The sequence below is a fragment of the Pseudomonas sp. MC6 genome, from assembly GCF_054790575.1.
On the sequence record NZ_CP186504.1, the window covers coordinates 4,508,053 to 4,523,822 of the forward strand.

The 15,770-nt window shown below is 59.9% G+C and carries 8 protein-coding genes; 5 read left to right on the plus strand and 3 right to left on the minus strand.

The features are described from left to right. Both waaF and glnE read right to left on the minus strand, forming a co-directional pair. A complete protein-coding gene (waaF, locus tag ACOYXE_RS20140) occupies positions 1-1,035 on the minus strand; it encodes a lipopolysaccharide heptosyltransferase II (protein ID WP_460926496.1) in 1,035 nt (344 codons plus the stop codon). A 177-nt stretch (positions 1,036-1,212) separates the two neighbouring features. Beyond that, positions 1,213-4,152 carry a bifunctional [glutamate--ammonia ligase]-adenylyl-L-tyrosine phosphorylase/[glutamate--ammonia-ligase] adenylyltransferase gene (glnE, locus tag ACOYXE_RS20145; RefSeq protein WP_160055223.1) on the minus strand — a complete coding sequence of 980 codons (2,940 nt, stop codon included), beginning with the start codon at positions 4,150-4,152 and terminating at the stop codon, positions 1,213-1,215. Positions 4,153-4,536: 384 nt separating this feature from the next. Here glnE and aceE point away from each other — a divergent pair, with 384 nt between their 5' ends. The 5 genes from aceE (at position 4,537) to msrA (ending at position 14,666) form a co-directional block, all read left to right on the plus strand. Continuing rightward, positions 4,537-7,182, plus strand: a complete 2,646-nt coding sequence (gene aceE, locus ACOYXE_RS20150; protein ID WP_007915682.1) for a pyruvate dehydrogenase (acetyl-transferring), homodimeric type — start codon at positions 4,537-4,539, stop codon at positions 7,180-7,182. Between the two features lie 11 nt (positions 7,183-7,193). Continuing rightward, positions 7,194-9,167, plus strand: a complete 1,974-nt coding sequence (gene aceF, locus ACOYXE_RS20155) for a dihydrolipoyllysine-residue acetyltransferase (protein WP_405122440.1) — start codon at positions 7,194-7,196, stop codon at positions 9,165-9,167. Between the two features lie 278 nt (positions 9,168-9,445). After that, positions 9,446-10,843 (plus strand): alkaline phosphatase D family protein, encoded by a 1,398-nt coding sequence (locus ACOYXE_RS20160; RefSeq protein WP_405122441.1) that lies wholly within the window; start codon positions 9,446-9,448, stop codon positions 10,841-10,843. A gap of 252 nt (positions 10,844-11,095) precedes the next feature. Beyond that, positions 11,096-13,792: a putative bifunctional diguanylate cyclase/phosphodiesterase gene (locus ACOYXE_RS20165; protein ID WP_405122442.1), complete on the plus strand. Its 2,697-nt coding sequence runs from the start codon at positions 11,096-11,098 to the stop codon at positions 13,790-13,792. A gap of 208 nt (positions 13,793-14,000) precedes the next feature. Continuing rightward, entirely contained in the window at positions 14,001-14,666 is a 666-nt protein-coding gene (gene msrA, locus ACOYXE_RS20170) for a peptide-methionine (S)-S-oxide reductase MsrA (protein WP_160055211.1), read from the plus strand. A gap of 129 nt (positions 14,667-14,795) precedes the next feature. Here msrA and ACOYXE_RS20175 read toward each other — a convergent pair whose 3' ends face one another. Beyond that, complete coding sequence (locus tag ACOYXE_RS20175; protein ID WP_007915674.1) at positions 14,796-15,635, minus strand: 23S rRNA (adenine(2030)-N(6))-methyltransferase RlmJ; 840 nt, start codon at positions 15,633-15,635, stop codon at positions 14,796-14,798. Between the last annotated feature and the right edge of the window lie 135 nt (positions 15,636-15,770).

A 15,770-nucleotide genomic window follows, 5' to 3' on the forward strand; every position in this document is an offset into this window, starting at 1 on the left:
TTAATGAACCTCGACCACAGAGCCCTGCAACTTCTGCAAGGCATCGTTGACCGCGTCCGGCATCAGCTGGCGCAGGCAGTTGTAATGGCCGAAGCGGCAGGTACGGTCGAAGCACGGGCTGCAATCGAGGCCCAGACGCACCACTTCGACGTGTTCGGCCAACGGCGGGGTGAAGCCCGGCGAGGTCGAGCCGTAGACTGCCACCAATGGGCGGTTCAGCGCAGCGGCGACGTGCATCAGACCGGAATCGTTGGAGACCACCGAGTCGGCACAGGACATCAGGTCGATGGCTTCAGCCAGCGACGTGCCGCCGCTGAGGTTGACCGATTCTTCTCGCAGGCCCGGGATCAGCCGTGCGCGAATGTCTTCACCGACCGAGTGATCGTTTTTCGAACCGAACAACCACACCTGCCAGCCTTCGCGGATACGTGCTTCGGCGACTTTCGCGTAGTGCTCGGACGGCCAGCGCTTCGATTCGCCGAACTCGGCGCCGGGGCACAAGGCCAACACTGGGCGGTCGAGCGTCAGGCCAAACTTGGCCAGTGCGGCGTCGCGGGTCACCGGGTCGATTTGCAGGCTCGGACGTGGATAGGGTTTCGGCAGCTCGGCACTCGCTTCATAGGCCAACGCCATGAAACGCTCGATCATCAGCGGATAGCGTTGTTTGTCGAGGATGCGCACGTCGTTGAGCAGACCATAGCGGAATTCGCCGCGCCAGCCGGTGCGTTTCGGGATGCCAGCGAAAAACGGCACCAGCGCCGATTTCAGCGAGTTCGGCAGCAGGATCGCCTGGTCGTACTGGCCGCGCAGGGACTTACCGATGCGCCGACGCGTTGCCAATTCCAGCGCGCCGTGACCGAGCGGAAAGCTCAAGGCCTTGCGCACTTCAGGCATGCGTTCAAGGATCGGCCGGCTCCACTCGGGGGCCAGCACGTCGATTTCGCATTGCGGGTGGCGCTGCTTGAGACACTGAAACAGTGTCTGCGCCATCACCATGTCACCGACCCAACTGGGCCCAACGATCAGAATATTCATGTGGTTTCCATAAACGAACCGGGGAGGCATTTACGCCTCCCCGCCTCGATAATCACTGTGGGAGCGGCATTGCTGGCGATGGGTCATTACCTTCAACATGACTGTCGACTGTCACTCCGCTATCGCGAGCAGGCTCGCTCCCACCTTTTGAATCTCATTGCCTTCATCGGCGCGCTATCAGCTTAGCCCCATCTCTTTCCATATCCGCAAAACCTGTCGCCGCTCTTCAACAAACTGGTCTCCTGCAATCACCCCGGCGTCCTTCTGCAAGGCCTGCCGGTGGGCGGCGGAGCGGTAGGCTTTATAGGCCTCGCGCAGCAGGCTGGCATCTTCGGCAGGCATCAGCCCTTCGTGCTCCAGCTCTTCCAGAATGCGGATGTTATCGGTCCAGCGCAGCAGTGGCGGGTGGCTTTGCGACCACGCCAGAGCCGCGTATTGCACCATAAATTCAATATCGACGATACCACCGGCGTCCTGCTTGAGGTCGAACGGCGCCGTGGCATCGAAGGCATTTGCTGCCGTACCAGCTGCGGTGCTCTTGGTGCCGAGGTTATCGCGCATCTTCGCGCGCATCTCGCTGACTTCCTGTTGCAACTTCGCCAGATCACGTGCCTTGCCCAGCACCTGGGCGCGAACCTTCTCGAACGCGTGACCGACATCCTGACTGCCGACCAGCACTCGCGCACGCACCAAGGCCTGATGTTCCCACGTCCAGGCTTCATTTTCCTGATAGCGGGCAAACGCACCCAGCGAGCTGACCAACAGCCCCGAGGCCCCGGATGGCCGCAGACGCATGTCCACTTCATAGAGCTGACCGGAGTTGGTCTGCGCCGTTAGCAGGTGAATGATCCGTTGTCCGAGCCGCGTGAAGAACTGCGCGCCATCGATCGACTTCGGTCCGTCGGTTTCAGCCTGCGGATCGCCGTCATGGATAAACACCAGATCCAGATCCGAACCATGCCCCAGTTCCAGGCCGCCGACTTTGCCATAACCGACAATGATGAAACCGGGATCGCACAAGGTGCCGTCGGTACGCAGTGGCGTGCCGTACTTGGCCACAGTCTGGCGCCAGGCCAGGGCCAGCACTTGCTCGAGAATCGCCTCGGCCAGCCAGGTCAGGTAATCGCTGACTTTCATCAGCGGCAGGCTGCCGGCAATTTCCGAGGCGGCGACGCGCAAGCGGTGCGCCAGTTTGAAATGGCGCAAGGCTTCCATTTGTTGTTCGAGGTCATCTTCGGGAATCCGCGTCAGCCGCTCGCGCAATTCAGCCGCCAGTTCCGGCGCCAAGGGCGGTTTGAACAAACGCCCTTCGTTAAGCAATTCATCCATCAGCAGCGGGAAGCGCGTGATCTGCTCTGCGATCCACGGGCTCGCCGCGCACAGCGTCAGCAAGCGTCGCAGCGCACCGGGGTTTTCCGTCAGCAAGACCAGATAAGCCGAACGCCGAGCGACCGCTTCGACCAGCGGCAACACCCGCTCAAGCACCAGATCCGGATTGGCATGCTCGACGGCCTGCGCCAACAGGCGCGGAATAAACGCATCAAGACGCTCACGCCCCAGCCGCTGCATCGCGCGCAACTGCGGACTGCTGCGCAATCCGGCCAGCGCCTTCAGAGCTTTGCTGGCATCGGCAAAACCGCCCTCCTCCAACTGCCGGCACGCCGCCTCTTCGTCCTGCGCCTCTTCCCACAGCGGCAGCCATTCACCGCCGACCATCACTTCGCTTTCGGTGCCTTCTTCCTCGTCGGGATCGGCAATCACCTGGGCGAAGTGCCAGGCGACGCGGCCACGCCAGAACATCAGTTTTTCGTGGAAGGCGTCCCAGTCGGCGAAACCGAGCATGAAGGCAATGCGCGCCTGATCCTGTGCGCCATCCGGCAGCATCTGGGTCTGGCGGTCGGCAATCGCCTGAATCGCGTGTTCGGTGTAGCGCAGAAACTCGTAGCCCTCGCGCAACTCGCTGATCACTGCCGGCGGCAGATAGCCCTGCCCCTCCAGCGTGCTCAATACCTTTAATAGAGGACGCTGCTGCAGGCTCAAGTCGCGGCCACCGTGGATCAGCTGAAAGGCCTGAGCAATAAACTCGACCTCACGAATCCCGCCGGAGCCCAGCTTGATGTTGTCGGCCATGCCCTTGCGCCGCACTTCCTGCTGGATCAGCTGCTTCATGGTGCGCAGCGCTTCGATTGCCGAGAAGTCCAGATAACGCCGATAAACGAACGGCCGCAGCATGTCGAGCAACTGCGCGCCCGCGACCTGATCGCCAGCGACCACCCGCGCCTTGATCATCGCGTAGCGTTCCCAGTCACGGCCCTGATCCTGGTAATACTGCTCCAACGCGTTGAAGCTCAGCACCAGCGCGCCGGACGAACCGTACGGACGCAGGCGCATGTCGACGCGAAATACAAAGCCGTCAACGGTCATCGGATCCAGCGCCTTGATCAGGCGCTGGCCGAGGCGAATGAAAAATTCCTGATTATCCAGCGAGCGCTTCACGCCCACCGTTTCACCGCCCTCGGGGTAGGCGAAGATCAGATCGATATCCGAAGACAGGTTCAACTCGACGGCGCCGAGCTTGCCCATGCCGAGGATGACCATTTGCTGCGGCTCACCGCTGCGGCGGCCGGTCGGCGTACCGAACTGTTCGCAATGGCGGCTGTACAACCATTGATAAGCCTGGTCGATGGTGGCGTCGGCCATGTCCGAGAGATCGCGGCAGGTTTGCACCAGATCTGCCTGACGGGTGAGATCGCGCCAGATGATCCGCACTTGATGGCGAGCGCGCTGACGACGCAGGGCGCGACCGAGTTCATCTTCAGTCTGGGCAGCGTTCACCGCGGCGGCAATCTGCGCACACAATTCACCCGGCGCGAAAGCCCGGTCGAGTTCGCCAGACTGCGCCAGCGCAAGCAACATCAAAGGGTCACGAACGCTCTGTTCAATGACGAATTCGCTGGCAGCGGTGACGCGGGCGAACTGCGCCCAGCGCTCTGGCGTCCAGCTCGCGAAGCCGTGATCGTCCTCCAGCGTGGCGACGGCCGTACGGAACGACTGCTCGGATCGAGTGACCAACGGCAGGAGAATGGCGGGCAGTTCGGCAAGCACGGGCAGGGTCATGGTCTATCCTTGATCGGCGTGTAAATGGCCGCTTGTAGTGATTGGTGAAAACCCGCTACCCGGAGGACTGTCGAACAAAAGTTAGAAATAGCTGAAATTTCTTTCTCTTTGGCAGCGAACATCAAAGTTTCACCTTTTTCGGATGGCAAAAGACCAACCTTAACGATTATTCTCACAACGCAGCCGGAGGCCACAAGCCATTCTTCTGTAGTTTTACTACTCGTCTATACATTCGAAAGGCTGAAATGCCGGATGATTTGTAGTAAAACTACACGCCGCCGGAACAACCTATCGGCAATCCAAGAATTTTAAATCGTCTGCCCACAAGGCCAGTCGCAAACTCAGGCAACCGATTCTGGAAGCCTTTCCGCCCTGGAGCAAGCCATGCAAGACCTCGATCCCGTCGAAACCCAGGAATGGCTGGACGCCCTGGAATCGGTTCTCGACAAAGAAGGCGAAGACCGTGCTCACTATCTGATGACCCGTATGGGCGAACTCGCGACCCGCAGTGGCTCGCAGCTCCCTTACGCCATCACCACGCCTTACCGCAACACCATCCCGGTAACCCACGAAGCACGCATGCCTGGCGACCTGTTCATGGAACGCCGCATTCGCTCGCTGGTGCGCTGGAACGCGATGGCCATGGTAATGCGTACGAACCTGAAAGATTCTGACCTGGGTGGTCACATCTCCAGCTTCGCTTCCAGTGCGACCCTGTATGACATCGGCTTCAACTACTTCTTCCAGGCCCCGACCGACGAACACGGCGGCGACCTGATCTACTTCCAGGGCCACACCTCGCCAGGCGTTTACGCCCGTGCGTTCATGGAAGGCCGCATCACCGAAGACCAGATGAACAACTTCCGCCAGGAAGTCGACGGTCAGGGCCTGTCGTCCTATCCGCACCCTTGGCTGATGCCTGACTTCTGGCAGTTCCCGACCGTATCGATGGGTCTGGGTCCGATTCAAGCGATCTACCAGGCACGTTTCATGAAGTACCTGGAACACCGCGGCTTCATCCAGCCGGGCAAACAGAAAGTCTGGTGCTTCCTGGGCGACGGCGAGTGCGACGAGCCGGAATCCCTGGGCGCAATCTCCCTGGCCGGCCGCGAGAAGCTGGACAACCTGATCTTCGTCATCAACTGCAACCTGCAGCGCCTCGACGGCCCGGTTCGCGGCAACGGCAAGATCATCCAGGAACTCGAAGGCGTGTTCCGCGGTGCTCAGTGGAACGTGACCAAAGTCATCTGGGGCCGTTTCTGGGACCCACTGCTGGCCAAAGACGTCGACGGTATCCTGCAACGTCGCATGGACGAAGTCATCGACGGCGAGTACCAGAACTACAAAGCCAAAGACGGCGCGTTCGTCCGTGAACACTTCTTCAACACGCCAGAACTCAAGGCGATGGTTGCTGATCTGTCCGACGACGAGATCTGGAAACTCAACCGTGGCGGCCACGACCCGTACAAGGTCTATGCGGCTTACCACGAAGCGGTCAACCACAAAGAACAACCAACCGTCATCCTCGCCAAGACCATCAAGGGTTATGGCACCGGTGCCGGCGAAGCGAAAAACACTGCGCACAACACCAAGAAAGTCGACGTCGACAGCCTGAAGTTGTTCCGCGATCGTTTCGACATCCCGGTCAAGGACGAAGAGCTGGAGAACCTGCCGTTCTTCAAGCCAGAGCCAAACAGCGCCGAAGCCCGCTACCTCAGCGAGCGTCGCACTGCACTGGGCGGTTTCGTGCCTCAGCGCCGCGCACAAAGCTTCAGCGTGCCGACGCCGGACCTGGACACCCTCAAGGCCATCCTTGACGGTTCCGGCGACCGTGAAATTTCCACCACCATGGCTTTCGTGCGGATCCTCGCGCAACTGGTCAAGGACAAGGAAATCGGCCCGCGCATCGTTCCGATCATCCCGGACGAAGCCCGTACCTTCGGTATGGAGGGCATGTTCCGTCAGCTCGGTATCTACTCGTCCGTCGGCCAGCTCTACGAGCCAGTCGATAAAGACCAGGTGATGTTCTACAAGGAAGACCAGAAAGGTCAGATCCTTGAAGAAGGCATCAACGAAGCAGGCGCCATGAGCTCGTTCATCGCTGCCGGTACTTCGTACTCCAGCCACAACCAGCCGATGCTGCCGTTCTACATCTTCTACTCGATGTTCGGCTTCCAGCGTATTGGCGACCTGGCCTGGGCTGCCGGCGACAGCCGTACCCGTGGCTTCCTGATCGGCGGCACCGCCGGCCGCACCACCCTGAACGGTGAAGGCCTGCAACACGAAGACGGTCACAGCCACCTGCTGGCCGCGACCATCCCGAACTGCCGCACCTACGATCCGACCTACGGCTACGAGCTGGCGGTGATCATTCAGGACGGCATGAAGAAGATGACCGAAGAGCAACAGGACATCTTCTACTACATCACCGTGATGAACGAGTCGTACCAGCAGCCGGCCATGCCGGCCGGTGCCGAAGAAGGCATCAAGAAAGGCATGTACCTGCTCGAAGAAGACACTCGCGATGCGGCGCACCACGTCCAGCTGATGGGCTCCGGCACCATCCTGCGTGAAGTCCGTGAAGCGGCGAAGATTCTGCGTGAAGAGTTCAACGTCGGCGCTGACGTGTGGAGCGTTACCAGCTTCAACGAACTGCGTCGCGACGGCCTCGCTGTCGAGCGCAGCAACCGTCTGAAGCCGGGCCAAAAGCCTAAGCTGAGCTACGTCGAAGAGTGCCTGAACGGCCGTAAGGGTCCGGTCATCGCCTCTACCGACTACATGAAGCTGTTCGCCGAGCAGATCCGTCAGTGGGTACCGTCCAAGGAATTCAAAGTCCTCGGCACCGACGGTTTCGGCCGCAGCGACAGCCGCAAGAAACTGCGTCATTTCTTCGAAGTTGACCGTCATTTCGTGGTGTTGGCAGCCCTGGAAGCACTGGCTGACCGCGGTGATATCGAACCTAAAGTCGTGGCTGAGGCCATCGTCAAGTTCGGCATCGACCCGGAAAAACGCAACCCACTGGACTGCTGAGGAGACATTTTGTGAGCGAACTCATTCGCGTACCTGACATCGGCAGCGGTGAAGGTGAAGTAATTGAACTGTTTGTGAAGGTCGGCGACCGTATCGAAGCCGACCAGAGCATCCTGACCCTGGAATCGGACAAGGCCAGCATGGAAGTGCCGGCCCCGAAAGCCGGCGTCATCAAGAGCCTGAAAGTAAAGCTGGGCGACCGTCTGAAAGAAGGCGACGAACTGCTTGAGCTGGAAGTCGAGGGCGCCGCTGAAGCGGCCCCTGCTCCGGCTGCTGCGCCAGCTGCAAAAGCGGAGGCCAAACCGGCTGCCGCGCCAGCTGCTGCCGCGCCAACTGCTGCCCCTGCTGCCGCTTCGGTTCAGCAAGTGCACGTGCCGGACATCGGTTCGTCGGGCAAGGCGCAGATCATCGAGATCCAGGTCAAGGTCGGCGACAAAGTCGAGGCTGATCAATCGCTGATCACCCTGGAATCCGACAAGGCGAGCATGGAAATCCCGTCGCCTGCCGCTGGCGTGGTCAAGGCCATCAGCGTCAAGCTCAACGACGAAGTCGGCACTGGCGACCTGATTCTGGATCTGGAAGTGGCGGGTGCTGCGGCCCCTGCGGCTGCCGCTCCGGCTCAGGCTGCTGCTCCGGCCGCTGCCGCTGCCGCTGCGCCTGCTCCGGCAGCCGCGCCAGCAGCTCCGGTTGCCGACAGCGTTCAGGACATCCACGTTCCGGACATCGGTTCGGCTGGCAAAGCCAAGATCATCGAAGTGTTGGTCAAGGCTGGCGACAGCGTTGAAGCCGACCAGTCGCTGATCACCCTGGAATCCGACAAGGCGAGCATGGAAATTCCATCGCCTGCCGCTGGCGTGGTGGAAAGCGTTTCCATCAAGCTGGATGACGAAGTCGGTACCGGCGACCTGATTCTGAAGCTGAAAGTCAAAGGCGCAGCCCCTGCTGCTGCCCCGGCTCCAGCTGCTGCTCCGAGCGCTCCGGCACCTGCCGCTGCTGCTCCGGCTGCCGCTGCACCTGCTGCCGCTCCAGCCGCCGCACCGGCTGCTACGCCAGCGAAACCGGGCGCGAAAGTTCACGCCGGCCCTGCCGTGCGTCAACTGGCCCGCGAGTTCGGCGTCGAGCTCAACGCTGTCGGCGCCAGCGGCCCGCACGGTCGTATCTTGAAAGAAGACGTGCAGGTTTACGTCAAAGCGATGATGCAGAAGGCCAAGGAAGCACCGGCCGCTGCTGCTGGCGCAACCGGTGGCGCGGGCATCCCGCCGATTCCGGTCGTCGACTTCAGCCGTTTCGGCGAAATCGAAGAAGTGCCGATGACTCGCCTGATGCAGATCGGCGCGTCGAGCCTGCACCGCAGCTGGCTGAACATCCCGCACGTGACTCAGTTCGATTCGGCCGATATCACCGAGCTGGAAGCGTTCCGCGTCGCGCAGAAAGCCGTTGCAGAGAAGGCTGGCGTCAAGCTGACCATCCTGCCGCTGCTGCTCAAGTCCTGCGCGCACATGCTCAAGGAACTGCCGGACTTCAACAGTTCGCTGGCACCAAGCGGCAAGGCGATCATCCGCAAGAAATACGTGAACATCGGCTTCGCCGTCGACACCCCGGATGGCCTGCTGGTACCGGTCATCAAGAACGTCGACCAGAAGAGCCTGCTGCAACTGGCAGCCGAAGCCGCTGCGCTGGCCGCCAAGGCCCGCGACAAGAAGCTTACCGCTGACGACATGCAAGGCGCCTGCTTCACCATTTCCAGCCTCGGCCACATTGGCGGCACCGGCTTCACGCCGATCGTCAACGCGCCGGAAGTGGCGATCCTCGGTGTTTCCAAGGCAACCATCCAGCCAGTCTGGGACGGCAAAGCCTTCCAGCCGAAACTGATGCTGCCGCTGTCGCTGTCCTACGATCACCGTGTGATCAACGGCGCCGCTGCCGCACGCTTCACCCAGCGTCTGGGCAGCCTGCTGGCGGACATCCGCACGATCCTGCTGTAACTCGATCGGCCCTCCGGCAACGGAGGGCCGATTGCTGCACCCTTTCGAGCGCCACACGCTCGTACCTCAACCCCGTCAGTTTGGCGGGGCTTTTTTTTGCCTGAAAAAACTCTCTTCTCGTCTTTTTCCCACAAGCCGTGCTGATTTCGGCCACAACCCTGGTCGACTTGGCCCCGATCTTTTTTATTCGATACACAACTAACCTAGGCACAGCAAAAACAACTAAGCAAACTTAAAAAACCTTCCTATTTATTCAAATTCATTCGAATGGATTCGACATGTTAAAACCAACTATCGGCCCGATTGTCGGCCACGTTACAACTCGTCATGCACGCATATTCATGCGTGGCGATCGACAGAACAATGCATTGGTATTTGCCGGAATACGTTACCGCCCATCCGGCACAGAACAATGGTCTACCGGCAACTTCGCGCAGCTGAGTGAGCTGCGTGACATGTCGAAAGTTTTCGCCCTCAATAACTTGAGCGAAGATACCGAATATGAATATCAGGCCGGCTGGTTCAGTCCGATGAATCCGGTGCACACGCCGGACAGCGTCGCCGAACTGCCGCTGCAATGGCCGCGCGAGATCTATCGCCTGCGCACCCGGTCCAGCAAGCCCCTGCAGGCCAGAGCGTATATCATCGGCTCCTGCCGATACCTGCGCATGACCGCCGGCATCGCCTCCCTGCCACAATTGGGCGACCGGATCTTTGCATCCATCAATCAGATCATCGAAGGCATTCAGCCACCGATCAGTGCGGTATTGATGACTGGCGATCAAATTTATGTGGATGACTTGAACTTGATCGCACCGGACCGCGAATACAAAGACATCCTCAGTAAATACCGCGCTGCGTTTTCCCAACCGAATATCAAACGTTTGATGTCCGGCACTTCGACTTACATGATTCTCGATGATCACGAAATCGAAGACAACTGGCCCGCCAATGCGAGCAAGTCCGACGCCGACTTATACCGCAATGCAATGGCGGCTTATGAACTGTATCAGGCCAGTCACAGCCCGGTACATCCGCTGACAACTAACGGTGAAATAGATCACTCATCACTTGAGCATTACTGGTATCAATTCAGCGACGGCGATATCGAATGGTTTGTCACTGACAGTCGCACCCGCCGCAACTTGTCCGCCGATGATCGACGCATCCTCGACGAGGCACAGGAACAGGCGCTGCTCAAATGGCTGAGCAACAGCACGGCGCGGGTCAAGTTCGTGGTCACCAGCGTGATGTTCTATCCGGATCGAAAACTTCACGGCGATGACGCCTGGAAAGCCTTCCCCGAACAACGCTTGCGCTTGCTGGAAACCATCCGCACCCGGCGAATCAAGAATGTCGTGTTCATTTCGGGGGACGTGCATGGCTCACTGACTGCTCGCCTCAGTCACAGCGAAGACCCGGACTTCGAAGTCCACACCGTGGTGTCCTCGCCGCTGTGCAACAGCAAACTGCTGCCATATGCCAAAGCGTCCACGTTCATTCTCGATCAGCCACTGGTGCGTACGGCGGCCGGCGATTATCGACATGAGCTGACCAGCACGGTGGTCAGCGAAGACAATTTCGCTCACATGGTGGTAGAGGGCGGGCAGATTCAGGTCAATTACCACGACCGCGATGGCAAACAGTTGCAGTCGGTCGCCATAAAACTGCGTTAGGCCTTAAAAATCGCAGCCTTCGACAACTCCTACAGAGGGCGCATTCCCCCGTAGACATTGACGAAGGCGGCGATCTTTTGCTCTTTTCAATGACATGCTGGAGAAATGTTCAGCGCAGCCGACATATTCTTATAGCACTTGGCCTTCATCTCTCTTGTCAGTCGGTGCCGCAATGATGCAACCTTGCCGCAGGCAACAGTAAAGAGGGCGCGAGCCCGGCGCGTTCAGCATATTTCCAAGCGAGTTCCCTTCATGAAGAGCCAACCCGATGCCGCCAGCCGTATGGCGGCCGAGGTAGTGACGCAGTTGCCTGTGCCCTCGCGGCTCGGCATGCTGCGTTTCGAGCGCTTGAATGAAGCCAGTTGGGCCATGCTGTTTCTCGATCCCAACTGCGAACGCCAGTTCGGTCAGCCGGCTGTCGAACTTTGCGCGTTGGTCGGCTCACCCTACGCCAGCCTGATGGAACCGGAAGCGCGTTATCAGCTGCACGATGCGATCCAGCAACAGCTGACCGCCAGCCCGCATTATCTGGTGCGATACACCCTGCACACGGCTGCTGGTGCGCTGAACATCCTTGAGCTGGGCGAAGCCTACAAACAACACAATCGACATCTGCTGCGCGGCTACCTGCTGGCGGTCGATCACGTTTTCGATGAAGTACCGCTGCCACCCTCCGTTGACCTCGAAACGCAGAATTCACGCCTGCAAATCGCCCTTGAACTCAATCAACGCGCCCAGCAGGAACAGTTGCAGCACCTGGAACGGGTGCGCGCCCAGCAAGACTTGATTCTGCTACTCGCCCGTCAGCGCTACAGCACGCACAACTCATTGCAGGAAGCCGCCGAACTGATCACCCGCTGCGCCTGTGATATCTATGAAATCGACTGCGCCAGCCTGTGGAACCTCGAAGGCCAGCAACTGGTGCCGATCTCCGCGTACCACCGCGCGACCCAGGAGTACATCCTCCCGGACGTGATCGACATCAGCAGCTTCCCGGATTACATGGACGCCCTGCACGGCAGCCGCGCCATCGATGCACACAACGCGATGCGCGACCCACGCACCCGGGAGATGGCCGAAGCCCTGCGCCCGCGCGATGTCAACGCCATGCTTGATGCGAGCATTCGCGTCGATGGCCAAGTGGTCGGCGTGCTGTGCCTGGAACAGACTGGCGTCACTCGCGCCTGGCAGTCCGACGAAATCGCTTTTGCCGGCGAGCTGGCCGACCAGTTCGCACAAGTTATCAACAACCACAATCGCCGCACCGCCACCAGCGCCCTGCACTTGTTTCAGCGTGCGGTCGAGCAAAGCGCCAACGCCTTTTTGCTGGTCAATTGCGACGGCGTGGTCGAGTACGTCAATCCAAGTTTTACCGCGATCACCCAGTACACCACCGAAGAGGTCCACGGCCAGCGTCTGTCCGAGTTGCCGGCGCTGGAAAACCTCAGTGAACTGTTGTTCGACGCGCCCTCGGCGCTGGCCAAGAGCAACAGTTGGCAGGGCGAATTCAAGAGTCGCCGGAAAAACCTCGAACCGTACTGGGGCCAGTTGTCGATTTCCAAGGTGTATGGCGATAACCGTGAGCTGACTCATTACATTGGTATCTACGAAGACATCACCCAGACCAAGCTCGCGCAGCAGCGCATCGAGCGCCTGGCCTACACCGACAACCTGACCAACCTTGGTAATCGCCCGGCGTTTATCCGCAATCTGGACGAACGCTTCGCCCGCGATAGCGATACCCCGATCAGCCTGCTGCTGGTGGACATCGACAACTTCAAGCGGATCAACGACAGCCTCGGCCATCAGACCGGCGACAAGCTGCTGATCAGTCTGGCCCGGCGGCTGCGCAACAGCCTGAGCCCGAGCGGCAGCCTCGCGCGGTTCGCCAGTAACGAATTTGCCGTGCTGCTCGACGACACCGACCTTGCCACCGGCCAGCAGATCGCCAACCAGTTGCTGGCGACGCTGGATAAACCGATGTTCGTTGACAACCAGTTGATCAGCGTTACCGGCTCGGTCGGCCTTGCGTGCGCGCCACTTCACGGTCGCGACCCGCAAACGCTGATGCGTAACGCCGGTCTGGCGCTGCACAAAGCCAAGGCCAACGGCAAACATCAGGTGCAAGTCTTTACCGAGGCGCTGAACGCCGAGGCCAGTTACAAACTGTTCGTTGAAAACAACCTGCGCCGCGCTCTGACTCAGAACGAGCTGGACGTGTTCTACCAGCCCAAGCTGTGCCTGCGCAGCGGGCGCCTGCTGGGCATGGAAGCGCTGTTGCGCTGGAACCACCCGGAACGCGGCATGATCCGTCCGGACCAGTTCATCAGCGTCGCCGAAGAGACGGGGCTGATCATTCCGATCGGCAAGTGGATCGCCCGCCAGGCCTGCCGCATGAGCAAAGCGCTGACCGCTGCGGGGATGGGCAATCTGCAAGTGGCGATCAACCTGTCGCCGAAACAGTTTTCCGACCCGGATCTGGTTGCCTCCATCGCCAACATCCTCAAGGAAGAAGCGCTGCCGGCCTATCTGCTCGAACTGGAGCTGACCGAAGGCCTGCTGCTGGAAGCCACCGAAGACACGCACTTGCAACTCGACCAGCTCAAACGCCTCGGGCTGACGCTGGCCATGGACGACTTCGGCACCGGTTACTCGTCGCTGAGCTATTTGAAGAAATTCCCGATCGACATCATCAAGATCGATCGCAGCTTCATCCATGAAATCCCCGACAACCAGGACGACATGGAAATCACCTCGGCGGTGATCGCCATGGCGCACAACCTGAAACTCAAGGTCGTGGCCGAAGGCATCGAGACCGCCGAACAACTGGCGTTCCTGCGTCGCCACCGTTGCGACGTCGGCCAGGGTTACCTGTTCGACCGGCCGATCCCGGGCGGCGAACTGATCCAGGCGCTGAAGCGCTACCCGCGCGGCCCGTTGTGCCTATAAACACCGCAAATCCCTTGTAGGAGTGAGCCTGCTCGCGATAGCGGTGTGTCAGCAACAAACCCTCTGACTGACCCACCGCTATCGCGAGCAGGCTCACTCCTACAATGTTGTGCGAGTACCAGCACATTTTGGGTAGTGATTAACCGGGCATCATTGGGCACACTGGCGGTCTGACTTTTTACATCCAACCTGACTGAGAGGAACGATCATGGTTCTGCGCTCGGAAATTCTGGTGAACAAAAACGTGCTCCCGACTAAAGAACAAGCTCTGCCCGGCCGCGAAACCGCGATGACCCTGCCTGAAAAGCACTTCGTTTTCGAAGAAACCCCGCTGCTTGGCCCGTTTTTCCAGGACGTCGATTTTGCAATTTTCGGTCTGGGTTGCTTCTGGGGCGCCGAGCGGCGCTTCTGGCAGCGCGAAGGCGTGGTCAGCACGGTCGTCGGTTATGCCGGCGGTTTCACGCCGAATCCGACCTACGAAGAAGTCTGCTCGGGCCTGACCGGCCACGCTGAAGTGGTGCTGGTGGTGTATGACAAGGCCAAAGTCAGCTACGAAGAGCTGCTGACGATGTTCTGGGAACTGCACAACCCGACACAGGGCATGCGTCAGGGCAACGACATCGGTACGCAGTACCGCTCGGTGATCTACGCGACCTCGCCTGAGCATCTGGATGCGGCGCTGAAAAGCAAGGCGACCTATCAGGCCGAGCTGTCGAAGGCAGGTCTGGGGGAAATCAGCACTGAGATCGAACAGGCGCCGACCGTGTACTTCGCCGAGGCGTATCACCAGCAGTATCTGGCGAAGAATCCAGAGGGTTACTGCGGGATTGGCGGCACCGGCGTGTGCATGCCAGCGAGCCTGGCAGGCAATTAAATCCTGAAAGCAAAAGATCGCAGCCTTCGGCAGCTCCTACAGGAGACCAGTGATCGTCCGCACATTGGTGGACGCCGCCGAACCGTGTAGGAGCTGCCGCAGGTTGCGATCTTTTGATCTTGCCGTTGATCAGCTCTCGGCAATCAACCAATCCATCTGCCACCCGCCCTGAGTCTGCCCAAGCTTCTTCGATAACCACGGCAACAACTCACGCAATTCTTCCTCCAGCCCCCACGGCGGATTGGCAATCGCCATGCCCGAGCCGTTCAGGCTGTTCGGCGTATCCAGCGGGTGCACCAGCAATTCCACGCGCAACAACTTCGGCGCACCGGTGCCAGCCAGATCCTGATAGAAACGGCGCAGCGCACGCTGGTCCTTCACCGGATACCAGATCGCCGCCACGGTTTGACGCATCCGGCCAATCGCCTCTTTCAACGACGCCGCGCAACGCTGCATCTCGTCGAGCTGCTCGAACGGCGGATCAATCAACATCACTGCGCGTTTCTCCTGCACCGGCAGCATCGCTCGTGCAACGTGCCAGCCCTCGCCGAGATGAACTTTGACCCGACGATCACCGGCCATGTTGTCCTTGAGCAGCACGCCGTCTTCCGGGTGCTTCTCGTTGAGCATCACCCGATCCTGCGGGCGGGTCAGGCGCCGCGCCAGCTCCGGCGAACCCGGGTAGTAGCGCAGCTGGCCATCCGGGTTCATCTCGTGCAACACCTTCATGTAGTCGGCGGTCAGCGCCGGCAGATCCGGCTGATCCCACAAGCGCGCGATGCCTTCCAGGTACTCACCGGTACGGTTGGCCTGATCGCCCTGCAAGTCATACAGGCCGATGCCGGCGTGCGTGTCGAGATAGGCAAACGGCTGCTCCTTGCGCGACATCAGGGCGATGAGGCGGGTCAAGGTCAGGTGTTTGAACACATCGGCGTGATTGCCGGCATGGAAGGCGTGACGATAATTCATGGCTGCTCCTGCGAAGGGCGCAAAGTTTACCTTTTACCGGGCGGCAAGTCAGGGGTTCGCAGCCGAGCGGACAAAAGCCTGCCCTCACCCTAGCCCTCTCCCGGAGGGAGAGGGGACTGACCGAGTGATCTTGCG

Bases quoted from the DNA above. Each gene is read 5' to 3' on its own strand.
- waaF (WP_460926496.1), bottom strand. From the start codon at position 1,035: ATGAATATTCTGATCGTTGGGCCCAGTTGGGTCGGTGACATGGTGATG.
- glnE (WP_160055223.1), bottom strand. From the start codon at position 4,152: ATGACCCTGCCCGTGCTTGCCGAACTGCCCGCCATTCTCCTGCCGTTG.
- aceE (WP_007915682.1), top strand. From the start codon at position 4,537: ATGCAAGACCTCGATCCCGTCGAAACCCAGGAATGGCTGGACGCCCTG.
- ACOYXE_RS20160 (WP_405122441.1), top strand. From the start codon at position 9,446: ATGTTAAAACCAACTATCGGCCCGATTGTCGGCCACGTTACAACTCGT.
- ACOYXE_RS20165 (WP_405122442.1), top strand. From the start codon at position 11,096: ATGAAGAGCCAACCCGATGCCGCCAGCCGTATGGCGGCCGAGGTAGTG.
- msrA (WP_160055211.1), top strand. From the start codon at position 14,001: ATGGTTCTGCGCTCGGAAATTCTGGTGAACAAAAACGTGCTCCCGACT.
- ACOYXE_RS20175 (WP_007915674.1), bottom strand. From the start codon at position 15,635: ATGAATTATCGTCACGCCTTCCATGCCGGCAATCACGCCGATGTGTTC.